23 protein-coding genes and 1 tRNA gene are annotated in these 23,533 nt (G+C 70.2%); 13 read left to right on the top strand and 11 right to left on the bottom strand.

Annotation, left to right across the window (positions count from 1 at the left end; translation table 11 throughout):
• Together DP939_RS37100 and hpaE are read left to right on the top strand one after the other, a co-directional pair.
• The coding region (locus DP939_RS37100) for a dihydrodipicolinate synthase family protein (RefSeq protein WP_199565664.1) at nucleotides 1-580 on the top strand (580 nt) is incomplete at its 5' end.
• Nucleotides 577-2,043 (top strand): 5-carboxymethyl-2-hydroxymuconate semialdehyde dehydrogenase, encoded by a 1,467-nt coding sequence (gene hpaE / locus DP939_RS37105; RefSeq protein WP_113985517.1) that lies wholly within the window; start codon nucleotides 577-579, stop codon nucleotides 2,041-2,043. The genes DP939_RS37100 and hpaE, both read left to right, overlap by 4 nt.
• A gap of 9 nt (nucleotides 2,044-2,052) precedes the next feature.
• Here hpaE and selB read toward each other — a convergent pair whose 3' ends face one another.
• Both selB and DP939_RS37115 read right to left on the bottom strand, forming a co-directional pair.
• Entirely contained in the window at nucleotides 2,053-3,774 is a 1,722-nt protein-coding gene (selB, locus tag DP939_RS37110; protein ID WP_113985518.1) for a selenocysteine-specific translation elongation factor, read from the bottom strand.
• A 28-nt stretch (nucleotides 3,775-3,802) separates the two neighbouring features.
• A tRNA-Sec gene (locus DP939_RS37115) sits at nucleotides 3,803-3,898 on the bottom strand.
• Between the two features lie 216 nt (nucleotides 3,899-4,114).
• Here DP939_RS37115 and DP939_RS37120 point away from each other — a divergent pair.
• Both DP939_RS37120 and DP939_RS37125 read left to right on the top strand, forming a co-directional pair.
• Complete coding sequence (locus DP939_RS37120; RefSeq protein ID WP_113985519.1) at nucleotides 4,115-4,603, top strand: RICIN domain-containing protein; 489 nt, start codon at nucleotides 4,115-4,117, stop codon at nucleotides 4,601-4,603.
• A gap of 244 nt (nucleotides 4,604-4,847) precedes the next feature.
• Nucleotides 4,848-6,395 carry an RICIN domain-containing protein gene (locus DP939_RS37125; protein ID WP_158578917.1) on the top strand — a complete coding sequence of 516 codons (1,548 nt, stop codon included), beginning with the start codon at nucleotides 4,848-4,850 and terminating at the stop codon, nucleotides 6,393-6,395.
• Between the two features lie 636 nt (nucleotides 6,396-7,031).
• Here the strand turns inward: DP939_RS37125 and DP939_RS37130 are convergent.
• Nucleotides 7,032-7,256 carry a hypothetical protein gene (locus DP939_RS37130; RefSeq protein ID WP_113985521.1) on the bottom strand — a complete coding sequence of 75 codons (225 nt, stop codon included), beginning with the start codon at nucleotides 7,254-7,256 and terminating at the stop codon, nucleotides 7,032-7,034.
• A gap of 249 nt (nucleotides 7,257-7,505) precedes the next feature.
• Between DP939_RS37130 and DP939_RS37135 the strand changes: the two genes are divergently transcribed.
• Complete coding sequence (locus DP939_RS37135; protein ID WP_147268278.1) at nucleotides 7,506-9,152, top strand: WD40 repeat domain-containing protein; 1,647 nt, start codon at nucleotides 7,506-7,508, stop codon at nucleotides 9,150-9,152.
• A gap of 80 nt (nucleotides 9,153-9,232) precedes the next feature.
• Here DP939_RS37135 and DP939_RS37140 read toward each other — a convergent pair whose 3' ends face one another.
• Nucleotides 9,233-9,502 (bottom strand): WGxxGxxG family protein, encoded by a 270-nt coding sequence (locus tag DP939_RS37140; RefSeq protein ID WP_113985523.1) that lies wholly within the window; start codon nucleotides 9,500-9,502, stop codon nucleotides 9,233-9,235.
• 397 nt (nucleotides 9,503-9,899) lie between these two features.
• On the opposite strand from DP939_RS37140, the gene DP939_RS37145 reads away from it, so the two are divergent.
• Nucleotides 9,900-10,274 carry a hypothetical protein gene (locus tag DP939_RS37145; RefSeq protein WP_113985524.1) on the top strand — a complete coding sequence of 125 codons (375 nt, stop codon included), beginning with the start codon at nucleotides 9,900-9,902 and terminating at the stop codon, nucleotides 10,272-10,274.
• A gap of 130 nt (nucleotides 10,275-10,404) precedes the next feature.
• Here DP939_RS37145 and DP939_RS37150 read toward each other — a convergent pair whose 3' ends face one another.
• Entirely contained in the window at nucleotides 10,405-11,163 is a 759-nt protein-coding gene (locus tag DP939_RS37150; protein ID WP_113985525.1) for a siderophore-interacting protein, read from the bottom strand.
• 89 nt (nucleotides 11,164-11,252) lie between these two features.
• On the opposite strand from DP939_RS37150, the gene DP939_RS37155 reads away from it, so the two are divergent.
• Complete coding sequence (locus DP939_RS37155) at nucleotides 11,253-11,975, top strand: TetR/AcrR family transcriptional regulator (protein WP_113985526.1); 723 nt, start codon at nucleotides 11,253-11,255, stop codon at nucleotides 11,973-11,975.
• Here DP939_RS37155 and DP939_RS37160 read toward each other — a convergent pair.
• The 4 genes from DP939_RS37160 to DP939_RS48940 form a co-directional block, all read right to left on the bottom strand.
• On the bottom strand, nucleotides 11,906-13,276 hold the full coding sequence (locus DP939_RS37160; protein ID WP_199565665.1) for an AAA domain-containing protein: 1,371 nt from the start codon (nucleotides 13,274-13,276) through the stop codon (nucleotides 11,906-11,908). The genes DP939_RS37155 and DP939_RS37160 overlap by 70 nt on opposite strands.
• Nucleotides 13,273-14,712 (bottom strand): hypothetical protein, encoded by a 1,440-nt coding sequence (locus DP939_RS37165; protein ID WP_113985528.1) that lies wholly within the window; start codon nucleotides 14,710-14,712, stop codon nucleotides 13,273-13,275. Before DP939_RS37165 ends, DP939_RS37160 begins: the two co-directional genes overlap by 4 nt.
• Complete coding sequence (locus DP939_RS37170) at nucleotides 14,709-15,821, bottom strand: hypothetical protein (RefSeq protein WP_113985529.1); 1,113 nt, start codon at nucleotides 15,819-15,821, stop codon at nucleotides 14,709-14,711. The genes DP939_RS37165 and DP939_RS37170 overlap by 4 nt, the downstream gene beginning before the upstream one ends.
• Nucleotides 15,822-16,044: 223 nt before the next feature.
• The gene (locus DP939_RS48940) at nucleotides 16,045-16,170 is read right to left on the bottom strand and encodes a hypothetical protein (RefSeq protein WP_263972372.1); all 126 of its coding nucleotides are present in this window, start codon (nucleotides 16,168-16,170) and stop codon (nucleotides 16,045-16,047) included.
• A gap of 245 nt (nucleotides 16,171-16,415) precedes the next feature.
• Here DP939_RS48940 and DP939_RS37175 point away from each other — a divergent pair, with 245 nt between their 5' ends.
• The 3 genes from DP939_RS37175 (at nucleotide 16,416) to DP939_RS37185 (ending at nucleotide 19,372) form a co-directional block, all read left to right on the top strand.
• On the top strand, nucleotides 16,416-18,455 hold the full coding sequence (locus DP939_RS37175) for a DUF6571 family protein (protein ID WP_147268279.1): 2,040 nt from the start codon (nucleotides 16,416-16,418) through the stop codon (nucleotides 18,453-18,455).
• Nucleotides 18,456-18,637: 182 nt separating this feature from the next.
• Complete coding sequence (locus DP939_RS37180) at nucleotides 18,638-19,066, top strand: hypothetical protein (RefSeq protein WP_147268280.1); 429 nt, start codon at nucleotides 18,638-18,640, stop codon at nucleotides 19,064-19,066.
• Between the two features lie 3 nt (nucleotides 19,067-19,069).
• The gene (locus tag DP939_RS37185; RefSeq protein WP_113985532.1) at nucleotides 19,070-19,372 is read left to right on the top strand and encodes a hypothetical protein; all 303 of its coding nucleotides are present in this window, start codon (nucleotides 19,070-19,072) and stop codon (nucleotides 19,370-19,372) included.
• Nucleotides 19,373-19,390: 18 nt separating this feature from the next.
• Here the strand turns inward: DP939_RS37185 and DP939_RS37190 are convergent, their stop codons facing one another.
• On the bottom strand, nucleotides 19,391-20,497 hold the full coding sequence (locus tag DP939_RS37190) for a terpene synthase family protein (protein WP_113985533.1): 1,107 nt from the start codon (nucleotides 20,495-20,497) through the stop codon (nucleotides 19,391-19,393).
• A gap of 160 nt (nucleotides 20,498-20,657) precedes the next feature.
• The gene (locus DP939_RS37195; protein ID WP_113985534.1) at nucleotides 20,658-21,119 is read right to left on the bottom strand and encodes a MarR family winged helix-turn-helix transcriptional regulator; all 462 of its coding nucleotides are present in this window, start codon (nucleotides 21,117-21,119) and stop codon (nucleotides 20,658-20,660) included.
• Between the two features lie 83 nt (nucleotides 21,120-21,202).
• On the opposite strand from DP939_RS37195, the gene DP939_RS37200 reads away from it, so the two are divergent.
• From DP939_RS37200 to DP939_RS37210, 3 genes are all read left to right on the top strand, one after another.
• On the top strand, nucleotides 21,203-21,631 hold the full coding sequence (locus DP939_RS37200; protein ID WP_113985535.1) for a DoxX family protein: 429 nt from the start codon (nucleotides 21,203-21,205) through the stop codon (nucleotides 21,629-21,631).
• A gap of 155 nt (nucleotides 21,632-21,786) precedes the next feature.
• Nucleotides 21,787-22,725 carry a sensor histidine kinase gene (locus tag DP939_RS37205; RefSeq protein ID WP_147268281.1) on the top strand — a complete coding sequence of 313 codons (939 nt, stop codon included), beginning with the start codon at nucleotides 21,787-21,789 and terminating at the stop codon, nucleotides 22,723-22,725.
• Between the two features lie 9 nt (nucleotides 22,726-22,734).
• Nucleotides 22,735-23,418: a response regulator transcription factor gene (locus tag DP939_RS37210; protein WP_113985537.1), complete on the top strand. Its 684-nt coding sequence runs from the start codon at nucleotides 22,735-22,737 to the stop codon at nucleotides 23,416-23,418.
• The last annotated feature ends 115 nt before the right edge of the window (nucleotides 23,419-23,533 follow it).

Consider the following 23,533-nt stretch of genomic DNA (forward strand, 5'->3'; position numbering starts at 1 on the left):
CCCCTACTACGCCCGCCCCACCCAAGAAGCCCTCTACCGCTGGTACGCCACCATCGCCGGCGAATTCCCCCACCTGCCCATCGTCATCTACAACGTCCCCTCCCGCACCGCCGTCGACATCCACCCCCAAACCGTCGCCCGCCTGCGCCACGCCCACGACAACATCATCGGCATCAAAGAGACCACCAAGGACTTCGAACACTTCTCCCGCGTCCTGCACCTGTGCGGCCGCGACTTCCTCATGTGGTCCGGCATCGAACTCCTGTGCCTGCCCCTGCTGGCCATCGGCGGCGCCGGCTTCGTCTCCGCCGCCGCCAACCTCGCCCCCGCCACCGTGGCCCGCATGTACACCGCCTACACCACCGGCGACCACACCACCGCCCTGGACCTGCACTACGCCCTGCACCCCCTGGTCGACCTGCTCTTCGTCGAGACCAACCCCGCACCCGCCAAATGGGTCCTGCACCAGCGCGGCCTGATCGCCTCCGCACACGTACGGCCGCCGCTCATCCCCCCGACCGACGCCGGTGTCCGGCGGATCGAGGAGCTGCTGGCTCAGAGCAAGGAGATCGCAGGTTGAAACTGGAGCACTACATCGACGGGGCCCACGTGCCCAGCGCCTCCGGCGCGACCTTCCATGCGATCGAGCCGGCCACCAACCAGGTCTCACTGACCGTGGCCGCGGGCGAGGCGGCCGACATCGACGCCGCGGTGCGGGCGGCGCGCAAGGCGTTCACCGACGGGCCGTGGCCGCGGATGACCGGCGAGCAGCGGGCGGTGATCCTGCGCGGCATCGCCGCCGCCATCGAGTCGCGCGACGAGATGATCGCCGAGGTCGAGTGCGCCGACACCGGCCTGCCCATCACCCAGGCCCGTGGCCAGGCCAAACGGGCCGCCCAGAACTTCCGGTTCTTCGCCGACGTGATCAGCGACCTCGGCGAGGACGTCTACCGGGTCGGCTCCGCCCAGCTCAACTACGTCGTGCGCAAACCGGTCGGCGTGGCCGGGCTGATCACCCCCTGGAACACCCCGTTCATGCTGGAGACCTGGAAGCTCGCCCCCGCGCTGGCGGCCGGTTGCCCGGTGGTGCTCAAGCCCGCCGAGTGGTCCCCGCTGTCGGCGAGCCTGCTCCCGGAGATCATGGAGGAGGGCGGGCTGCCCACCGGGGTGTTCAACCTGGTCCACGGCATCGGTGAGACGGCCGGGGCGGCGCTGGTCGCGCACCCCGACGTACCGGTCATCTCCTTCACCGGCGAGACCACGACCGGGCAGACCATCATGCGGTCGGCCGCCGCCCACCTGAAGACCCTGTCGATGGAGCTGGGCGGCAAGTCGCCGCTGGTGGTGTTCGAGGACGCCGACCTTGAACGGGCGCTGGACGCGGCGGTGTTCGGGGTGTTCTCGCTGAACGGCGAGCGCTGCACGGCCAGTTCCCGGGTGCTGGTGGAAAGGTCACGGTACGCGGAGTTCGTGAACCGGCTGGCCGAGCGGGCGGCCAAGGTCAGGGTCGGCCCGCCCGCCGACCCCGCCACCGAACTCGGCGCGCTGATCCACCCCGACCACTACGAGCGGGTCATGGGATATGTCCGCTCAGGCATGGAGGAGGGCGCACGGCTGGTGGCCGGGGGCGCGCGTCCCGAGGGGCTGCCCGACGGCAACTTCCTGTCGGCGACCGTGTTCGCCGACGTCACGCCCACGATGCGGATCTTCCAGGAGGAGATCTTCGGGCCGGTGGTCTGCGTCACGCCGTTCGACGGCGAGGCCGAGGCGATCGAGCTGGCCAACGCGACGCAGTACGGGCTGGCCGCGTACGTGTGGACCAACGACCTGCGCAGGGCGCACCGGGTGGCGCACTCCATCGAGGCCGGAATGCTCTGGATCAACTCCCAGAACGTGCGCGACCTGCGCACGCCGTTCGGCGGGATCAAGTCCAGCGGGCTCGGCCGGGAGGGCGGCAGGCACAGCATCGACCTGTTCACCGAGCCGCACATCGTGCACGTGGCCACCGAGGACCTGCCGGTGCCGCGCTTCGGCATCGGCTGATCGACCTGATCAGGGGGCCGCGACCACGCGCAGCCGGTCGTCCAGGCGGCGGGTGAGGCCGCGCGCGTCGAGGTGTTCCAGCAGCGGGATCACCACGCGGCGGGTGGTGCCGAGCGCGGTACGGGCGTCCGCCGCGGTGAACGGCCGGCCCAGCTCGGCCAGCTTCCGCGCCGCCGCGGTGTCCGCGCCCGCCGGGAGCACCACCCCGCCGGTCAGGCGCAGCAGCAGCCCGGCCCGCGCCGCCGCCCCGACCACGCGGGCGGTGAGGCCGAGTTCGGTCAGGCGGGCGGCCTCGGGGGCCCGGTACGGCGCGGCGGCCAGTTCGGCGCGCAGCCGTCCGACCGCCGCCAGCACCGGCTCCGGCAGGCCGCCGCCCGCGTCGATCCGGCCGTCGGCGACGCTCAGCGGCGGGCGCGACCTGGCCAGGGCCTCGACCAGGCCGCGCGTGGGGAGCGCGAGCGCGGTGCGGGCCGCGTCCACGGGGACGCCCGGCTGGGCGGCGGCCAGCGCGGCGAGCCGGTCGGCCAGCTCCGCCCACCTGCCAGGGTCGATCAGCCAGCCGTCCGCGACCGGGGCGGGGAGGGCGTCGCCGCCCATCGCGGCCAGTTCTGCCTCTTGTGCCATGCCGCGCCAGCGCAGCAGCGTGGCGGCATCGGGCACGGGGGCGGCCAGGGCGGCGAAGGGGGCCAGCTCGGCGGCCCTGGCCTTGGCCGCGCCGGTACGGCGGAGCGGCGCGGGGCGTACGTCGAGCACCCGCACCCCCACGATCGGGCGGCCCGGGGCGCGCAGCAGCGCCCGGTCCCCGACCCGCAGCGGCAGCGTCCGCGCCAGCGTCAGCCGTGCCGTCCCCGGGCCCAGCGGCCGCACCCGCGCGGCCACGGACGCCGACCCGATGTGCAGCACCGCCTCCCGCGGACCGGGGTCCGGGGGGTCGCCGGTGTCCAGGCGTACGTCGACGACGTCGGCCGGGAGCCAGGCGTCCGGCGTGAGCAGTGACATGCCCCTGGCCGCCCGGTCCCGTTCCACGCCGCGCAGGTTGACCGCGACGCGGGCGGTCGCCGCGACCTGCGCCGCCTGCTCCCCCAGCGCCTGCAATCCCCTGACCCGCACCGGTTCGCCTTCAAGTAGCAGCCGATCCCCCGTCCGCAGGGTGCCCGCCGCCAGCGTGCCGGTGACGACCGTCCCCGCGCCCCTGATGGTGAACGCCCGGTCGATCCACAGGCGGACGGGCGCGGCGGCGTCGGGCGCGGGCAGCGCGCCGGTCAGCCGGTCGAGCGCCGCCCGCAGCCCGTCGAGCCCCTGCCCGGTACTCCCGCTCACCGTGACCGCGGGCCACCCGACGTGCTCGCGGGCCTCGGCCAGGGCGGGCCCCGGGTCCATCAGGTCGCAGCGGGTGACCACCAGCAGCCCGTGCTCCACGCCGAGCGCGCGGATCGCCTCCCAGTGCTCCTGCGACTGGGCCTGCCAGCCCTGGTCGGCCGCGAGCACGAACATCACGGCGGGCACCGGTCCCAGCCCGGCCAGCATGTTGGTGACGAACCTGGCGTGCCCCGGTACGTCCACGAAGGCGACCCGCCTGCCGGAGGTCAGGGTGGTCCAGGCGAACCCGAGGTCGATGGTCATCCCCCGGCGGCGCTCCTCGGCCCAGCGGTCCGGCTCCATGCCGGTCAGTGCCCGCACGAGCGTGGACTTCCCGTGGTCCACATGACCAGCGGTCGCGATCACCTGCACGATGTGGCACCCTCCCGCACCTCCTCGGTGGCGGAGGCGAACGGGAATCGAACCCGCCGGCGACGCGGAGCGCCGCCCCATGGCTTTGAAGGCCAGGAGGACCACCAGGAACCCACGCGCCTCCAACGATCACCCTAACGCGGCGGCCGCACCGGCCGCGAGCGGCACTCCGGCACACGGATTTCTTACACAGCCTCCGGCCAGGCTTCTAACAGAAACGGTCAGACATTGGACAGAAAACGGTATGGGCATTGATCGGTGACGAAGCATACCGTCCTCTGGCGTTCGGCGCCGCAGCCGCGTGCCCGAATCGGCCGACAGCCACGGAGGAAAGCAACATATGACCAGGAAAAAGAACCCTTTGCGCCCACGCCGGGCCGAGATCGGCGCTCTCACGCTTTTGCCGCTGCTCGCCGGAGCCGTCCTGGCGACCACCCTGGCCGCCGCGCCCGCCAACGCCGCGAACGGCACGCTCATTCGCCACTGGAAGACCGGCAAGTGCCTGGACAGCAACAGCGCCGGCCACGTTTACCCGCTCGGCTGCAACCACGGGGCGAACCAGAAGTGGGTGGTCCAGCAGTACCAGCCGGGCTCGAACAGAATCCGGAACGTCGCCACCGGACGGTGTCTGGACACCAACGGGAAGGACGTCTACACCCTCCCCTGCCAGGACCCGAACTCCTGGCAGAAGTGGCGGCTCTACCATAACGGGAACCGGGTCCAGTTCGAGAACATCCGCACCAACAAGTGCCTGGACACCAACGGCGGCTCGGTCTACGCCCACGGTTGCAACCGGGGCGAGTACCAGAACTGGCGGCTGGGCTTCTGACCGCCTTGCACAACCGGGCCCGATAGGTCCCGGCCACCGCCCCGGCCCTCGGCTCCCCAGAGCCGAGGGCCGTCGGCGTCCCACCCCGTATCTCCACGAAATCGCGGCTCAACCCCCCTTTTTCATGCGATTGAGCCTCCCGGCGCCGACGATTACGCTTCGCCGGGGAAAGTCATGCGCGCAGAAAGCGGTGAGTATGCGAATTCGTCAATGGGTGATGGCCGTCGTGCTGGCAGCAGGAGGATTGGCCGCGTTACCCGTGACCCCGGCCGTGGCCGTGCCGGGCGGGGTGGCGGCGGCGCCGCCCGTTCAGTGTGCGGGTGACGGGACCAGCGGTCACCGGGTGCAGCTCCTGTACACCTACGAGCCGGGGTCGAACCGGTTCGCCGAGCGTGAGCCGGTCATGCGGGCCGCCGCCTGGACCGCGCAGCAGAACATCAACGACAGCGCCCGGCGGGACGGGGCGCAGCGCTGGTTGCGCTTCCTGACCGGGGCCACCGGATGCCAGCCGGTCATCTCCTCGGTCGCGGTGCCCGCCGGATCGACCAACAGCGGCACCTTCGTCAACCTGCTCAAGACCATGGGGTACGACACCCCGCAGCGGATCTACGTGATCCTCGCCGAGAACCACCGCCTCAACTGCGCGGGCGCGGAGAACGACGGCGTCGGCAACGACGACTCGTTCGGCACCGGCAACCTGCACAACAGCAAGACGTTCTGGATCACGTTCCAGCCCTCCTGCTTCTCCGGGCACACCATGACACACGAGGTGGCGCACACCCTCGGCGGCCTGCTCCCGTTCGCGCCGCACGCCGACGGCGGCGGGCACTGCACCGACGGCAACGAGACGCTGTGCCAGAACACCGGCACCGTGGCGTGTCCCGACCCGCTGGCGGTGCGGCTGCTCGACTGCGGTAGGGACGACTACTTCGCGATCGTCCCGCAGGGCTCCTACCTGCCGGCCCACTTCAACGCCGCGCTGCACAGCCGGTACCTGGAGCCGGGTGCCGCCGTACCGGCAATGACGACGATCCCGCCGCTGCCGCCGCAACTGCTGCGCGCCGCCGACGTGGAGGCGACCTCGATCGCGTTCGGCTTCCTGCCGAGCATGCTGCCCACCGGCTCCGGGTACACGGTGGACCACCAGATCCTGCGCAACGGGTCGGTCGCCGCGACCGTGCCCGGCTGGCAGACCACCGCGCGCGTGACGGGCCTGCCGCCCAGCACCACCGCGACCTACACCGTCCGCCAGCGCGTCACGTACGGCGGCGTCACACGTACGTCGGTCAGCTCCCAGCCGCTCACCGTCACCACCAACACGGGCCCCGACCCGGCCGGGCAGCCCGAGGCGGGCGCGGTGCTGATGCTCACCAACGACGTGATCGACTCCTCCGGGCCCAACCAGGCGATGGACCTGTTCGCGTTCAACGACAACGACGGCGCCGAGATCGTCCAGTGGCCCGCCAACGGCCAGGGCAACCAGCAGTGGAAGCTGACGCCCGCCGGTACGGGCTTCACGCTGAGCAGCCTGCACAGCCTCAAGTGCCTGACCCCGCTGGGCGGCGTGACCGCGCCGGGCACCAAGCTCGTGCAGACGACCTGCACCGGGGCGGCCGCCCAGCAGTGGACGTTCCCGGTGATCTCGGGCCTGACCTACCAGGTCAGGTCGGTCGCGGCGGGCCTGTGCGCGCAGTCCGAGGGCGCGGGCACCGGCGGCGGTACCAGGCTCGTCCTCGCCACGTGCGCAACGACCCAGCCGTCCCAGCGCTGGACCGCCAACAGGGCCGCCTGACCACCGGCGGGCCGGTCTCCGCGACCGGCCCGCCGGGTCAGGTCCACCGCGGGCGTGTGGGACAGACGGGGGACACACCCCGCGGTGGCATGGGCGGCCTCGGCGGGCGGCGGCGTCCGGGTGGAGGTCATCGCCGCCTGCCCTGCCGGGCCGGGTCTGGTGTCGGCCAGGAGCGGGCGGGGCCGCGCTCCCGGCAGAAGAAAGGTCGAAAGGTCGCCCGGCTGCGCGCGCACCACCAGACGCGCAGCCGGGCCGTCCTTGCCGGCGCACCCCCGTGCGCCCTGTACGCGGCGACGAAGGCCCCGGCGGCTCACCTGCACCGAGCCGCCGAGACCCCGCGCCGCAGAACGAGCCCGCCCACCGCACGGCGGGCGACTCGCTCAGCTCACCGCGCGCCCCCGCGGCTCGGCGGGCTGACCGCCATTCGAATCATCGGATGTACTGAACCTTTTTCAACCGGTCGCTTGGACCAGGTCAGGGGCGTCTCCGTCGGGCTCGGGCCGGGCCTGATGCCGCGGCAGGACGCCTGGTCAAGCGGATACGGCATCTCGCATACCGCCTTTGACCTGGGAACCTGAGGTTGAAAAAGGTTCACTCTGACCCCCGGTAGTACGCCGGACTTCGATGGCAAGGCGGTCATCGGTAGTACCAGAGTTGCCAGCGGCTTCCCTTCTTCCGGCAGTCGGTGGACCAGGCAGCGCCTTCCGCCTTCATCTCGTCGCCGGCGGCATCACAGGAGGCGTACGTCGAGTAGTATCCGCCCGCATACCATTGCGCGGCCTGCGCGGGCGTTGGGGCGAGAAAAATCGCCCCGGCCAGCAAAGCCGTCCCTGCGCCGATTGTGCTCAGCGCTTTCCTCATGGCTTCCCCTTCTTTCCGGTTGGATTTTTCCGAAGGACCGGCCACGGGAATTGTGAGCCCTGCTCTAAATTCGGTCCGCGGCCCGTCGGTGCCCCAGTCTCAGCCGCTCGGTTTGGCCTGGCAACACATTTCCATGGTCTGCTATGGTCGGCTTTGCTCGGAGGTGTTCGTCCAGCTCATGGGCCTTGGTCGACCGGATCGGACCACGGCGGACCGGCCCGGTTGCCTGCGGGAAGGCGGTAGCGGCGGGTGGATGACAAAGCGCCGGAGCCTGAGCGGGCGCGGACGGCCGCGGAATACGTGGCAGAAATGCGCAGGTTGCGCGCCTGGTCGGGGCTGAGTTATCGGCAGCTCGCCCAGCGGGCCGCCGCGGCGGGCCGGGTGCTCCCGCACAACACGCTGGTCGCGGCGCTGCAGCGGGACACATTACCGCGCAAGGAACTCCTGGTGGCCTTCGTCGAGGCGTGCGGGCTGCCCGACGAGGAGGTCGCCGCGTGGACGGCGGCCCGTTACCGGCTGATCGGGGAAACGGCCGGAGAAACGACGCGGGAAACCACCGAAGAATCATCCGGATCGACAGGCGATGAATTCGCCGGGGAAACGGCCGGGGCACGGCCCGGTAATGACGAGAATGCGGCCGATTCCCCTTCAGCCGATGTCCCGGCGACCGCCGAGGCGGAAGGCGAAGAACGACGGTCCGGCCCTTCCGCCGGTTTCTCCCGCCGTGACCTGCTCGCCACCGCCGCGGTCGCGGGCACGCTGGGCGCGGGGATCGCGCTCGCCGTACCGGAACTGCTGCGCCGCGCCGGGGCCGCGCCCAGATCCCGCCCCGCGCCCTCGCCCACCGTGGGGGCGCAGGTCGCGGTCCTGCCCCACCCCGACGTGGTCGCCGCCGTGGCCTTCAGCCCGCACGGGCGCATCCTCGCCACCGGCAGCCTCGACGGGACCGTGGGCCTGTGGGAGGTGGCGACCCGCAGGCGGCTGACCGTGTTCACCGGGCACACCCACTACGTCGGGTCGGTGGTGTTCAGCCCGGACGGCCGGATCCTGGCCACCAGCAGCTTCGACGGGACCGTACGCCTGTGGGACATGACCACGATGACGCTGCTCACCGTCCTCACCGGCCACGCCGGTCCAGTGCACGTCAGGTTCAGCCCGGACGGGCGCGTCCTGGCCACCAACGCCGACGACCCGGCGGTACGGCTCTGGGACATGGGCGACAGGACGCTCATCGCCCTCCTCACCGGGCACACCGGCCCGGCGACCGTCACCTTCAGCCCCGACGGGCGCATCCTGGCGACCAACGCCGACGACCCGGCGGTACGGCTGTGGAACGTGGCCGGCGCCCGCAGGACGTCCACCCTGCCGTTCCCCGAGCCGGGCAAGAGCCGCGTCCTGTTCGGGCGGGAGGGCCGTCTGATGCGCGTTCATCACGGGCCGCGCAGCGTGTCGGTGTCGGACATCGCGGCCGGGAAGAACCTCACGGCGTTCGACGTCACCGCGTCGAGTCTGATCGTCAACGACGACGGCGCCACCGGCCTCGCCGACGTGGTGACCCGCAGCCCGGACGGCACGGTACGCGTGTGGCCCGTACTCCCCGGCCGTCCCCTGTCCGAGCCCTGGGTCGTCTTCGCCGGGCCATCGGGCGAGGACAAGAACCTCCAGCTCGGGTGGCGCGGCGACGCCGTGGCGGTCCACGGCGTGGGCGAGACCATCGAGCCGTGGAGAGCCGACACCCGGGTCTGGCTGGGAGACGTCTACTCCAAACGCCACCTCGCCACCCTCACCGGCCACACCGGCAGAGTGCGCGCGGTGGCGTTCAGCCCGCGCCGCGACCTGGTCGCCACCGCGGGCACGGACAGAACCGCGCGCTTATGGCGAATCCGGAAGCTGTAGCCACCACCCAAACCAAAATCCCGAAAACCCCCGGAATGGGGTATCCCGTCGTGACGGGATACCCCTTTGGACCCCATGCGTCACGGACGGTCGTGCCGGATGTCCCCGGTCCCCACGTGCTCCCGCCCCCGCGGCTGCTGCTTGCGCAGCCCCAGGAGACCGAGCAGGCCCACGAGGCCCAGCAGGCCCCACATGCCGACGTTGCCGCCGCCCTCATCGGTTTCACCCGGTTGCGGCGCCGGTGAGACCTGGGTGTACGCCACCGAGGCCGCAGGGGCGTCGGCGAGCGCCGCGGTTGGGGCGAGCCCGAGACTGATGATCAGCCCCAGGCCGGCGATGGTTCTACGCATTTTCCCCCCCGATTTCGACGGACTCTCTCAAGAGCCCTGATCGGCGGCCCGGCCATGCCCGGCCGCGATGGTGCCTTCGGAGTTTCGCCTACCGTCGGCGGGTTGTCCCAAACCTCATTAAGAGCCGGTAAGCCGCCCCTTTGTACCGTTTCTTGGGCCGCGGTTTCCCATTCCACGGCGGCGCCGGGAATTCCCGAGGAAATCTCTCGAAAACTCTTCACTTTATGCGTTCAATCGAACACAGAAAGTACTCGACACAAAGGGTCATCGTATGGATACTCATCGTGTAAGCATCACGTCCCCCTCCAGACGCGTGAATCACTTGACGCACTGCCGTATTTCGTGCTGCCGGTGAACAAAAGCACCGCCAGGAGGGGCGTAGAAAGGGAGACAGAAAGTGAAGCTCAACCGCACCACGCGCGTCGCCCTCGCCCTCGCCGCCGCATGCGTGGCCTCGGCCGTCCCGGCGAGCGCGTTCGCCGCCACGTCGGCGCCCGCCGCGCCGGAGATCCAGCAGGCCGCCCCGGCCGCGCTGCCGGCCGGCTACCAGATCGTCACGCTGCCCAACGCCAACGTCCCCAACTTCCAGCGCCGCACCCTGTACTGCCCGGGCACCAAGAAGGTGCTCGGCGGCGGCGCCGAGGCCCAGGGCAACGGCGCGATCCTGGTCGGCTCCTTCCCGACCCCCGACGGTCGCGGCTGGATCGGCCTCGGCCGCCAGATCGGCTACAACGACGTGGGCATCAGCGTCTACGCGATCTGCGCCGACTGAGCGCCGCCCCAGAGAGAGACTGAGCGCGCCCCAAGCTCAGTGATCGTCGCTTGACCCGACCGGCGGCGGTGCCCCCGTGCCCGCCGCCGGCCGTTCCAGGTCAGTGCGGTCCCGGTCACTGCGGTCCCGGTCAGTGCAGACCCCGCTTGTCCGGGGTCCAGAACGGCTTGACCTTGATGGACGTACGCGGCCAGCCCCGGTCACGCACCAGGTGGTCCCGCGCGGACTGGCACGTACGCGCTTCGCCCGCCAGATAGGCCGCGCCCGGCTCGTCCGGAAGGTCGAGCGCGGCGAGAGCGTCCAGCAGCACGCGCGAGGAGACGGGCGACGCGCCGCGCCGGTACACCCGATGCAGCCCCCCGGGACACGGCGGCTCGTCGCCGGCGTCCTCGCTCTCCAGCACGCCGTACACCGGCTGCCCAGGCGTAAGGCCCCGGATCATGGGCCCGAAGGCCACGCTCGCGGTCTCCTCGCCGACGAACAGGTGGTACGGCGCGGCCCGCGTGACGAAGTCGCCCTGCGGCCCCCAGAACGTGAGCGGATCCCCCACCCGCGCCTCGCGCGCCCAGCGCACCCCGATGCCGTCCCCCTCGTACAGGTGGACCCGCAGGTCGATGGCCCGCCGAGCGGGCGAGTAGTCCCAGATCGAGTACGTGCGCAGGGTCTCCACCGGGCGCAGCAGGCCGTACAGCGAAAACGGGTCGTTGATCTGGACGCGGACGTGCTGCCCCGGCGTGTACGGCAGGCCGATCGGCTCGTCCGCGACGAACCGGATGTGCCGCATCGTGGCGGTGACCTCCTCCACCTCGGTGACGACGCCCTCGGCGTGGTACTTCGCGAAGGCTCCGGCCAGCAGGTCACGGGGCCGTCGCCGCGGTCGGTCGAGCATTTCTCAACCCCCTCTAAATTTGCTTACACTCATTAAGGAAACATAGATGCCCTAGGATGTCAACCGAACCGAGGAGAGGGAACGAGGCGATGGCGGCGCGCACAGAGAGCCGGCGGGAGAGAGTCCGGCAGCAGACGCTCGCGGAGATCCGGGCGACCGCCCGCAGGCTGCTCATCGAGCGCGGCCAGCAGGCGGTGACGATCAACGCGGTCGCCCGCGAGATGGGCATGACCGGCCCCGCGCTGTACCACTACTTCGCCGGGCTGGAGGAGTTGGTCGGCGCGATGACCGCCGACTTCCTGCGCGAACTCGCCGACACCATGCGGGCCACCCGCGACGCCCACGCGACGGCCGCCCCCGCCCGGCGGCTGCTCGCCATCTGCCGCGCGATGCGGGAATGGGCGCTCGCCCACCGGGCGGAGTTCGGGATGGTGTTCGCCAGCCCGCTACCGCCGTCCAACCGGCCGGGCACCAGCTCGGCGCGCTTCCTGGCCGGCCAGAACTTCGAGCAGGTCTTCGTGGACGAGATCGCCGAGATCTGGCAGGCCACCCCGTTCCCGGTGCCGGACGACCTCGCGCCCGCCTTGCGCGACCAGGTGGCCGCCTACGCGGCCGAGGCCGGGTGGCGGCTGCCGCCCGAGGTCGTGCACGTGATGATGTCCTGCTGGATCAGGCTGTACGGCCTGCTGTGCATGGAGGTCCTGCACCAGCTCGACTTCATCTACACCGACCTCGAACCGGTCTACGAGGAGTGCCTGCGCGACCTGGCCGAACGGCTCGCCCTGCCGTACGAGCCGCCGGCCGTCGGCTGACCGGCCACCCGGTGCCCGGCCAGGTGGGCGAGGACCGTCTGGTTCGCCGCCCAGCCGTCCGGGAACTTGATCGGTACGTTGAGCCGCACCTGCGGGCTGGACGGGTGCTCGTCCAGCAGCTCGGCGATGCCCGCCCTGGCCACGACCACGCAGGCGTGCCGGTGCCGGGAGGTCAGCACGCACAGCCGTCCCGACTCCAGGTGGAACGCGGTCGCGTCGCGTCGCCCGGACAGCGGGTGCCAGACGATCGTGACGTCGTACTCCCGGCCCTGGAGCCGGTTGGCCGTGTCCACGGTGACGCCCTCCGGTACGCCCGCCGCGCGCACCGCCGCCACCTGGTCGTTGTGCGCGCAGCCGATCGCGATCCGGTCGGCGGTGACCGGGTGCGAGCCGTGCTCGTCGTGGGCGGTCACGCCGCGTTCGAGCAGGCGGGCGGCGATCCCGGCGCACGCCCCGGCCACCTCGGGGTCGGTGCGCACGGTGTGCCGGGCGGGGAGTTCGTGCAGCGCCCAGCCGTACGCGGCGGCCTCCTCGACGGTGGCGTCCCACGGACCGGGCGCCGCGCCGGGCGGCGCGGGCTCAAGCCGCCGCTCCCCCGGCCCGGTGCCCGCCGCGAACCCCGCGAACGGGTAGAAGGCGCGCGCCACGACCGGGGCGGCGGTGCCGGGCAGCCGCCACGACACCGGCAGCCGGTGCACCGGCAGGTCGTTGATCCGCTGGGTGACCGCCACCGCGCTCTGCATCGGATCCCAGGCCAGGCCGCTCCAGCGCTCGCTCTCCACCACCGAGAACGGGTCGAGCTGCCCGGGATCGCCCACGAACAACGTGTGCCCGTCCGCGAACAGCGGTGCGACGGCGAGCAGCTTGTCGGAGCGCATCTGGTACGCCTCGTCCACGATCGCCCACCGCCAGGAGCGTCCGGAGACGTACGCCCACTTGTCGGCGGTGGCCACCACGACCTGGCAGCCCTCCACCTTGTCGATCTTGTTGTCCGGTACGACGGAGGCGTGGCGCAGGACGCGTTCGGGCGGCTCGAAGCCCTCGGCGTGCAGGCGTCCGATGGACAGGCCGGGCGACCTGCCGGCGAGCTTGTCCACCAGGTCGTCCACCTGCTCGTTGGTCTGCGCGACGATCATCAGGCGCTCGCCGGCCGCGGCGAGCCGCATGGCGGTGGCCACGACCAGCGTCGTCTTGCCCGCGCCCGGCGGGGAGTCGACGACGACGCCCCGGTGGGCGCCGCCGGTGTAGTCGTCCAGGATCGCGTCCGTGACGGCCTGGGCGGCGGCCCGCGCCGAGGTCACGACCACGCCTCCTGGGCGTCCGCGTCCGTCGGGACGTACTCCTGCGGCGGCCCGCCGTGCGTCCACGGGGTGTCCGCGAGCTCGGGCAGCGGCGGGCGGCGGCCTCCGGACGGGTCCAGGTCCGCGTAACAGACGGTCTCCCCGACCTCGGGCACGCCGTCCTTGACACCGCCGTTGATCTGGACGATGACCGTGCCGTCGGCGACGGAGACGATCTGGCCCGCCTGCTTGGGCCGGGACGGGGAGAGCACCTTCTTGCCCGGCGCCAGCCGGAGTGGGTCCGCGGTCTTGAGGGTCACCAGCGGGCGGACCACCGGCCGCTTCCCGCCCGGCGGAATGATCTTGCGGTCCGGCTCGACGGCGACCACCTCACCGGCGAACGCCACGCCCTCGGCGCGGTACTCGGCCATGACCAGCGGATCGTCGAACGCCCGGCCCGCCTCGTACGTCTGCTGGGCGATCTCCAGCGTCGCCAGCCGCCTGGCCGCCGCCACCGCGGTGTCCCACCGGCCCTGCGACCGGCCGCCCTCGGCGATCCGCGCGCTCTCCCCGGCCAGCGACGCGCGGTCGCGCTCCCAGCGCAGCGCCGCGCTCGGCGCCTCCGGCAGCGCGCGCAGCAGCGACACGCCGCGCCAGACCAGATCCCAGGTGGGCCTGAGCTGGTCATGCAGTGCGGCCCGCACCCGGTCGGCCGAGCCGGAGGCGTCGTAGTCGGCGATCGACGGCTGGAGCACCCGCCGGTCGAAGTCGGGGTCGGTGTCCGGGCCCGGCGGCGGCGAACGCCGCGGGTCCTCGGCCACGGCCGCCGCCTCGGGGCCGGTCATCCCGGCGGGCGGGTCGATCCAGCCGAGCAGCGCGGCCGGGTCGGTGTCCTCCGCGTCGCTCTGCCCGGTGACCCAGTGGGCGGCCAGCGCGTCGGTCAGGGACAGCAGCATCGCCGAACCGGCGTACTCGCCGCGTCCGTGCAGGTAGGTGAGCCAGCGGCCGAGCACGGGGACCAGCGGGTCGACGGCGTACGGGCCGTCCGCGCGGCGGAACCTGGTGGAGCGGCCGAGCAGCCGGACGAACGCGAGCGCGCCGCGGTTCGGCACGATGATCTGCGGCGCGTCCAGGCACCTCGGGTACGGGGTGCGGGCCTCGATCTCCTCGCTGTCGGCGGCGTACCGCTCGATGTAGGGGACCATGACCGAGGCCAGCTCGGCGGCGAAGGCGAACCGCAGGCCGCGGTCGCGGGGCTGGGGCACCACCAGCAGGCGCGGCTCGGCCGGATCGCACCCGACCATCGCGCCGAGCGGGGCCGCGGCCTCGCCCGCCATCCGCAGCGGCACGAACACCATCGGCCGGTCCGACAGATGCACGTGCCGGACGGTCGCGGCGGGCCGCGCCCGGCCCTCATGCCGCGCCCGCGCCTTCAGGTAAGAGCGGAACAGGGTCACACGACCGCCTCGTCATAGATCCTGTGGATGTGCCGGAGCCGTTCGGCGACCTCCGACTGGTCCGCCTCGGGCAGCACGCCGCCCTCCGCCAGGCCGATCGCGCCCGCGACCGAACCGACCCCGCCGAAGTCGTCGCGTACTGCCCGGCCCAGCGCCGCCAGGGAGTCGCACCCGTGCGCCTCGGCCCGGCAGAATGCGGCCATCTCGCAGGAGGCCAGGCACTCGGGGGCGTACCGGGCGTCGACCGCGGCCAGCGCCGCGGCCACCTCGGCGGCGGGCCTGGCCAGGTCGAAGGTCAGGTCGGCGGGGAGGGCGGCCAGGATGCGATCGACGCCCTTGAGCCGGCCGAGCTGCCGGTCCAGGACCAGGAGCTGGTGGCGTACGTCCACCAGGGTGGCCGTCGGGACGTTGCCGAAGTCCTTCGGGCAGACCAGCACGACGTCGTGCGACACCCGCTCGGGGTCGAGACCGAGATCGGCGAACAGGGCCCGCATGGCGTGGACGTAGACGGCGGCCTCCCGCGCGGCGGCGGAGACCTTCGCGGTCTCGGCCTGGCCGTCGATCACCGCGAACGCCTTGATCGCCACCACGTGGAAGCGCCCCTCCGCCTGGAAGGCGATGACGTCGGGCTCCAGGTAGACGTCGTGGCCCGCGATGGCGAGCGTGAGCAGCGGACGGTCGAGCAGGGTGGCGGCCCGCCCCGCTTCGGCGGCCTGACGCAGCAGCTCGGCGGTACGCCGGTGCCGTACCTCGCGCGCGTCACCCGCGTCCTCGCCGGTGGTCTGGTAGGCGGCGTCCTCGGTGGTCAGGTGCAGCACCTCGCGGAGCAGCCTGACCAGGTGCGCGCCGCCGTCCTCCTTGACGATGGCCTTGAACTGCTCGTTGCGGAACATCGCGAACGGCGACAGGCCGAAGCGCGGCGGATGCCCGAGATGCCGGACGGTCCGGCCCTTGTCGACACCGGCCGCGTCGAGCACGGCACGGCGGTCACAGCCGGGGTTGGCGGCGAGGGCGGCGATCGTACGGGCGTTGTGATCGATCGGTTCGACGGGACCACGCAGCACCGCGAGCCGCGCCGGATCGTGACCACCTCCGCCGGTCGCGCTCATGCCACCTCCAGTTCCGGCCAAGCAAGAGCGGCGGCGCGTACCGGCCGTCCCAGCGCCACCATGCGCTCGTCCAGTCCGCCCGCTCCCACCCGTTACTTTAAGCCCTGGCGGGAGGCCTTTCGTGCCGTATCGCCGACCTCGCCGGTCACATCACCCGGCGACCCACCTCACTCGTATGGCCGACCGGTGGCCCCCCTCACCGGCCGCCGCACCCACCGACGGTTCACTCCTCGCCGTCGTCGCCCTCCTCCTCACCACCCGTCGCGGGGTCCGGCCGGTCGGAGTCCGGCTGCGGCCCCGGCGGGGGATCGGACGGCCTGTCCTTGGGAGGTCCGCTGTGCTTGCCCATCCTCGTGGTCTCCCTTCGCTGATCGCTGATCGTGAGCGTACGACTACGAACAGCCAGCGAGCAAGAGCGTTCGACAGCCTTGACCATCCGCCCCAGCCCCCCATTTCGGAAAGGAGCGCCGGATTCATCATTAACAATGCCGGTACACCCCAGAGTCCGAATCTTTACGAGCAACCAGCCTATAATTACCCTCGCACCAGTGTCATCGTCTTCCGCCGCTGACCCCCCTGGAGCCTCTCGTCCTCATGACTCACCCCACGCCCCGGCCCACTCCACAAGCCCCGCCGACGGCACCACCCAAGCAGGACGAACCACCGCCATCCCCACCCCCGCAGCCGGCCGATGGCCCCTCTCCCACCAGGCCCCCTGGGTACACGCCACAAATCAGCGCCGAATTCTCCGGCATCGACCCCGCCGCGCTGGAAGGCTTCGAACAGGGCCTCGCCCGCACCCAGGACACCATCGGCCGAAACGAACCCCAAATCCGGCGCACCTTACAGAAGTTCGACCTCGAAACATCGCGATTGACCGTCCTGCGCGAGTTACAGAACTGGATCGCCACCAAACGCCCCGACCTCCGCCGCCGCAAGGAGACCATCGAGTCCCAGCAGTCGGAGTGGGCCACCACCCCTTCCCCCGGCGCCCCCGTCCTGGCCGCCTTCGACGAAAACCTGTACGAAAAGGCCAAACACGACCCCGACGTGTACGCCGCGATCGTCAACCTCACCAAGGCCACCGAGTCCGGCGAAGTCGACCCCAAAACCCTCACCCAACTAGAAAAACACGCCGACGACTCCCCCTTCGCCCTCGCCCTCCTCACCACCCTGGGCGCCACCGCCTACCGCAAGACCCTCGGCGAGACCGTCAGCAACAAACAGCTGAAAAAACTCGGCACCCCTCTCGGCAAACTCCTCAGTACCGCCAGCCCTAACCTCCCGCCCACCTGGCATAACGCCCTCACAGCAGATATCTGGGCCAACCGAAACGAGGTACGCGGCCTCACCCAAGCACTCAGAAACGGCACCTTCCCGCATGCTTTCGTGATGAGCGCCGTGAAGAACCTCGACATGTGGGCGCGAAACCGGTCTACCCCAGACCACGAGATCGTCGATGACATCCTGACCATCATCGCCAAGAACCCGACCCGGGCCCAGGACTACTTCATCAATGACCCGACCGCCCTCAAGTACTGGGTCACCACCGACCATGCCGAAGAGACCCAGGCCCAGTTCGCCAAAATCCTCGAACTGGCCACCACCACCTTCCGCGACCAGTCCGGCACCCCGCAAAACCCCTCCCGCGGCTACTGGTCCGCAAAGTTCACCTCTGAGTTCATCCATCTGGAAGGCCAGCGGATCGAAAAGGAGCGCTTCCCGGTAGTACCCCCGGCCACCACCGCCCTGATTCTCGCCAACTACATCAGCGACGTGGATCGCACAGCGACCGGTAGGCGCAGCCTCGAATCGGTCGGTGTGTACGGCAAGAACGATTCGGGCATTCCGGGCCACGACAACTGGGGAGCGTACTTCGATCGGCGAGACTTGATGAGCGTCATGCGAGAGGCATTTAAGAACGACAAGTCATTCACCACCGTCATTGCAGCCCAGACGGCCTTCTCCGATCTACTGCTCGACCATGGCGCTAAGAAGCTCAAGGAGACCGGAAAGAATGACTTCCTGCAGGCCAACGGAAACACGATTGGCGCGAGCTTCGGGATGATAGCGTCAGCGGCCGGACTTACCAAGATCGAGCAAGGAAAGGAGCTGGACGAATCACAAAAGCGCAAGGTGAAGCTGGTCTCAGCACTGGTCAACTCGTGCCTTGCGATTCCCCAGACGGCCGCCTGGCCAGTTGGCGCCGGAATAGTGGCAGCCTGGACGGGAATCGTAGAGGATGCCCTGGAAGGGGACTTCGAGACAAAGGCACGGAAGGATGCCAACACGACGGCGGATCAAATCTGGGTTTTGACACAGGACCTCACCGCGAAGTCCATGCTCAAGCATGGCCTATTCAAGGGATCAGAGCACCCTTGGGCCTCGCTGCAGGACATGAAGAAGAGCGACGACCCGCGCTTGAGCCCTTACAATTTTCTCCACCGCGACGGAAAGACTCTCATGAATATGGATGAGATGGTGGACAAGAATGCAGGCAACTTCACTGACATGTATCGCCGACTGGATGCCTTTGACAGATGGTTGAACGATGGCAGCGCGGGAGGCGACTGGATTGACGTGAGAACCCTGTTGCGCCAAGGATTCAGCGACTCCTTCGACCGGTTCGACTAGCCTGCCCTCCGCCTCATTCACAATCTTGAAAGCGCACGGTGTGATTTTTCATGAGAAGGCACTTCTCGGCAATTGCCACTGTATGCGCGATCATGCTGGCCTCAGCATGCGGCGGCACCCCTAAGCAAGTCGACCGTACCCCCCTCCCCACAGTGGCAGCACCGCCCTACTTGTGTGACCATGTGCCAAAGAAGGCGGCAGAACTGATGGTCGGCGTCCAAGATCCACCCGTTCGAGGCACTTTCGAGCAGAAGCTGTCCGATGACTTCAGAATAGGAAGCTGTACGATTTATCAGCGAGATGGCGAGCGACCGGTGGCATTACAGATCCGGCTCACGCCGAGCGGGTATCGCGGGCTGGTGAAGGAAGAGCTCGACAATGGAGCGACCCCGCTGCCGCAGATCGTACCCGGCGCAGAAGGCTACTATTTCAAAGCTCGCGGCACCGATCGCAACAACGCATACGCCGTCCTGGTGCGCGGGCGCACGCTCCTCAATGTGCAACTTGAGATGGGTGTCGCGGGGCGGGACAATGCCGCGGATGTGCTCGCCATGATGAAGCTCATCGCTCCCAAGCTCATCACCGACGCCAGTGCCCCGGACAAGGACTGACTGATGACGGAGATGGTGCCCAATCCGCTGTATGCCGCACTGACCGACGCTCTGAAGACCGTCGAGCCGCTGATCGAGGAGATCGATACCGCCATCGACGGGCCCTTCCGGGAGTTTCATTCCGGGAAGGTGTGGAGTGGGCCTGCCGCGAAGCGGTTCGATGGGGAGTTCGGGCAGTATCGGGGGCGGTCGCGGAGTGCTGGGGAGGCTGTGGTGGCTGATATTCGGGCGTTTTTGGCTCGGACGCCGGAGCAGGTGACCGTTGAGGAGGCCAAGGCGATCAGTAGCAGGTACGGCCTGTCCTGAGTGCGGGGGCGGAGGGGGTCAGGCTGGGGTGTCGTGGAAGATGCTCTTGCCCGGGCTGAGTTCGAGCCAGCCGCTGGTGCGGGAGGGGACGAAGCGGTTGCCGTTGAGGTGGGAGAAGCCGCGGCCGTGGTAGCGGGCGGCGGTTTGGGAGTATTCGCGGGAGCCGGCCAGGCCGTACTCGATTTGGCGGAGGTAGGCGATCATGCGGTCGCGTTGTTCGCCCTCGACGCTGGTGAGGATTCGGTCGCAGACCTGGCGGTAGAGGTGTTCGGTCTCCTCGATGAGGTCGCAGAGCCGGTCGATGGATTCTTGTAAGGTCAGGCCGTCGTGGGTGACGCTGGTGAAGACCAGGGAGTGCTGGTAGTCGCCGCCGTCGCAGTATTCCTTGCGGAAGGTGTAGAGGTCGTTCACGTACGCGAAGTGGGCGACGCCGACCCTGCGGACCTGGTCGAACATCTGGGGTAAGCGGCCCATGTCCTCGGTCATGTCGATGCCGATCGAGTACTCCCCCAGGAAGTGCACGACGTCGGCGGCCATGCTGCCCTCGCGCATGTCCAGGTATTCCTCGCGGGTGAAGTTCTTGCCCGAGGCGCGGGCCTCGACCTCGATGGCCGTGCTGCGGAGGTAGTCGCTGGAGGCGCGGCGCAGGCGGGCCTTCAGGCCGTCGGGGGAACGGCGGGACATCTCCCGCCAGGTCTTGGCCATGAAGCGGCCGATGAAGGTGGACGGGTCGGGGGCCGGATCGTCCATGGCGGCGGCGAAGTCGGCGAGGAGTTCGCCCATTCGCCCGTCGGTGAGAAAGCTGGTGTAGATGCAGTCGTCGAGCACGATGTGGGCGATGGCCGCGCGCAGCACGTCGACCATCCGGGACTCTTCGGCATCGGGGTAGCACACACAGGCCCACCACACTCCGTCCCTGACGACCGTCTCCAGCAGGCTGCGATCTTCGTCCGGCACGTCGGCCAGCAGTTCGTCGGCCCATTCGCGGGCGCAGGCGTCCCAGGCGGCGGTGTGCGGGTGCCAGGCCGTGTGGAGTTCGGGTTCGACCCCGCGCAGGTAGAAGCGGGTGCCGGCGGGGAAGGGGCGGGGTGGGGCGTACTCGGGACGGCTGTGCTGGGCGATCATCGTGCTGCTCCTCACCAGGTCGGCGCGACCCACTTCACCACTCCAGACATTCCTGCCCACATCACCGTAAGTGGCGAGATGGATTCGCTGAAGTCCGCAAGTGGGAAGACCTCCCTTCCGGACCGCGCGCCGAGGGCGTCCGCAGACCGGTGGATGAAGGTCAGCCGGTGGCCTGCATGGCCTGGTTGGCCTTGCCCATGGCGCGGGTGAGGGTGATCAGCTCGTCTCGGGTGATCCGGTCGATGAGGTACTTGCGCACGACCTCGACGTGGGCCGGGGCGATCCGGCGCAGGCATTCCATGCCCTCGTCGGTGAGCACCGCGAGCACGCCGCGGTCATCGCCCGGGCAGTCGGTCCGGCGTACCAGGCCCGCCTTCTCCAACTGGCCGATCTGGTAGGTCAGCGCGCTCTTGGAGATGACCAGTCCTCTGGCCAGCTCGGTCATGCGCATCTGGTGATCGGGGAGGCTGGAGAGCTTGACGAGGATCTCGTACTGCGGATGAGTGAGGCCCGCATCGGCCTTGAGCTGTTCTTCTATCCGCTTCTCCAGCCGGTGATAGGCGAACAGGAACGCGTGCCAGGCGGCCATCTCCACTGTGTCCAGCCATCGGGTCTCGGTCACATCGCCAGTCTACTGTTGTTCAGATTTGAACAATCCCCTACAGTGAGGCTTGTTCAAATTCAAACAACCTCTGGAGGCGTCCCATGATCGATCGGGCCAAGCCCGTCGCGCTGCTCCTCGCCAGGGTGGCCATCGGCGCCGTTTTCTTCGCCCACGGTTGGATGAAGCTCACCAAGGCGGGCCTGGAGGCCACCACAGGCGGCTTCGAGCAGATGGGCATCCCGCTGGCGACCCTGGCGGCCCCCGCCGTCACCTTTTTGGAGATCATCGGCGGGATCGCCATCATCATCGGCGCGGCGCTGCCCGTGGCCGGTACCCTCCTCGCCATCGACATGGTGGGTGCGATCTTCTTCGTCCACCTCGGCAAGGGCTTCTTCGTCGAGAACGGCGGCTACGAATTCGTGCTCGCGCTCGCGGCCGGGGCGCTCGCCGTCGGCTTCAGCGGCGGCGGCGCGCTCGCGGTGGACACGTTCCTGCAGGAGCGCCGTACGCCCGAGACGGCAGGCGTCTGACACGGCAGGCGTCTGACACGGCAGGCGTCTGAGCCGGTGCGCGAGGCGTGGGATCGCCCCCTTCCACGCCTCGCGCACCCTTGGCGCCCACCCGGAAAGCTGATTTATCGTCTCAGGTGACCTTCGGTCGGCACGTACGCCGGGAGGTGGCCGAGATGACGGCACGGAAAGCCCCCAACGGGCCGTACCGCGTCGCCCGCCGGAAGCCGGACAGGCTCCGGCGATCCACTCTGTCCGCCGCCATCACCGCCGTGACCGGCCTGGTGGGCGTGCTCGCGGCGGTGCTGGCCGATGCCCCGCCCGCGCTGGCGGCGGCGGCCGGGATGGCCGGGGGCGGCGGGCTGGCCGTCGCGGGCCTGCACGGGATGGCCCTGACCCGCGGCGGCGCGGCCGCCGACCCCGCCGAGTCCGCCGGGCAGGAGAGCCGGCGGCTGGCGGCGCTCGGCCACGAGCTGCGTACGCCGCTCAGCATGATCAAGGGCGCGGTGGACCTGCTGGGCGAGGGCAGCCCCGGCCCGCTGACCGAGGCCCAGCGACGTTTCGTCACCGTCCTGGACCGGCAGTGCGCCCAGGTCATCCGCCTGTGCGAGAGCCTGCTCACCCAGGCCAAGATCGAGGCGGGCGTGTTCGTCCCGCGTCTGGAGGAGACCGACGTCTCCGCCGTCACCCGCGACGTCGTCACCGCGATGCGCCCGCTGTGCGCCGAACGGCGCCAGCGCATCACCCTGGACACCCCGCAGGTGACGCCGCCGATATCGGCGGACCCGATGCTGCTCGCCCAGGCCGTCTCCAACCTCCTGTCCAACGCGAGCAGGTTCACCACCGTCGGTGGCGCCATCGACGTCAGAGTCCTCGCCATCGACACCGGGATCGCGGTCTACGTCACCGACGACGGCGCGGGGATGACGCGGGAGCAGCGCAGGCGGCTCTTCCAGCGGTTCGCCACCGGCCTCCCGCTGGCCGGGGGGACCGGGCTCGGCCTGGTGCTCACGAAGTCCATCGTCGAACTGCACGGCGGGTCCATCATGGTGGACACCACATCCATGCGCGGCACCACCTTCCTGTTCACCCTGCCCGCCACCCTGCCCGGCTGAGGAGGCGCGATGTACACCGCGCTCGTCGTGGACGACGAACCGCAGATGACCGCGATCGTGGAGTTCGCGCTCCGGACCAAGGACTTCGCCGTGCACGTCGCGCACGACGCCGCCACCGCGCTGAACCTGCTGCGCCACCAGGAGGTGGACCTGGTGGTGCTGGACGTTCTGATGCCGGCCATCGACGGCCTGGCCCTGTGCGAGCGGATCAGGGCCAGGTCCGACGTACCGATCATGCTGCTCACCGCGCTGACCCAGCAGGAGGACGTGATCACCGGGCTGGAGCGGGGCGCCGACGACTACGTGACCAAGCCGTTCAACCCGCACGAGGTCGCGCTGCGCGCGCACGCCCTGGCGCGCCGCGGGAGAGGCGGGAAGACCGCGCCGCTCCGGGTCGGCGGCCTGGTGATCGACCACGCCGGGCACGGCGTCACCGTCGCCGGCCGGCCGCTGCACCTGCCCTACACCGAGTTCAAGCTGCTCGCCCACCTGGCGAAGCACTGCGGTGTGCCGCAGTCGTGGCGGGACCTGCTGCGCGCGGTCTGGGGGACGGCCGACGCGCCGGGCGGCCAGGACATGGTCAAGTCGGCCGTGTACCGGCTGAGGGCCAGGCTGGCGCCCCTCAAGGCCACAGGATACGTACGCACGATCCACGGCGTGGGCTACCTGATGCCGGAGGACCCGCACGAGTGAACACCTGGTGATGAGCCCGTCACCAACGCTCACCCCGTTGTCACCGGCGGCCTGCCGCGCGCGGCCTAGCGTGCGGTGGACAGCACTCGCCCACCCATCGGCCGGCTCCACGAGG

The organism is Spongiactinospora rosea, from assembly GCF_003315795.1.
Lineage (GTDB): Bacteria > Actinomycetota > Actinomycetes > Streptosporangiales > Streptosporangiaceae > Spongiactinospora > Spongiactinospora rosea.

Coding starts and splice junctions, on each gene's coding strand:
- DP939_RS37140 (WP_113985523.1), bottom strand. CDS start 9,502: ATGCGTAGAACCATCGCCGGCCTGGGGCTGATCATCAGTCTCGGGCTC.
- DP939_RS37150 (WP_113985525.1), bottom strand. CDS start 11,163: ATGCTCGACCGACCGCGGCGACGGCCCCGTGACCTGCTGGCCGGAGCC.
- DP939_RS37170 (WP_113985529.1), bottom strand. CDS start 15,821: ATGAGCGCGACCGGCGGAGGTGGTCACGATCCGGCGCGGCTCGCGGTG.
- DP939_RS37155 (WP_113985526.1), top strand. CDS start 11,253: ATGGCGGCGCGCACAGAGAGCCGGCGGGAGAGAGTCCGGCAGCAGACG.
- DP939_RS37200 (WP_113985535.1), top strand. CDS start 21,203: ATGATCGATCGGGCCAAGCCCGTCGCGCTGCTCCTCGCCAGGGTGGCC.
- DP939_RS37210 (WP_113985537.1), top strand. CDS start 22,735: ATGTACACCGCGCTCGTCGTGGACGACGAACCGCAGATGACCGCGATC.
- DP939_RS37130 (WP_113985521.1), bottom strand. CDS start 7,256: ATGAGGAAAGCGCTGAGCACAATCGGCGCAGGGACGGCTTTGCTGGCC.
- DP939_RS37185 (WP_113985532.1), top strand. CDS start 19,070: ATGACGGAGATGGTGCCCAATCCGCTGTATGCCGCACTGACCGACGCT.
- DP939_RS37120 (WP_113985519.1), top strand. CDS start 4,115: ATGACCAGGAAAAAGAACCCTTTGCGCCCACGCCGGGCCGAGATCGGC.
- DP939_RS37205 (WP_147268281.1), top strand. CDS start 21,787: ATGACGGCACGGAAAGCCCCCAACGGGCCGTACCGCGTCGCCCGCCGG.
- DP939_RS37175 (WP_147268279.1), top strand. CDS start 16,416: ATGACTCACCCCACGCCCCGGCCCACTCCACAAGCCCCGCCGACGGCA.
- DP939_RS48940 (WP_263972372.1), bottom strand. CDS start 16,170: ATGGGCAAGCACAGCGGACCTCCCAAGGACAGGCCGTCCGATCCCCCG.
- DP939_RS37190 (WP_113985533.1), bottom strand. CDS start 20,497: ATGATCGCCCAGCACAGCCGTCCCGAGTACGCCCCACCCCGCCCCTTC.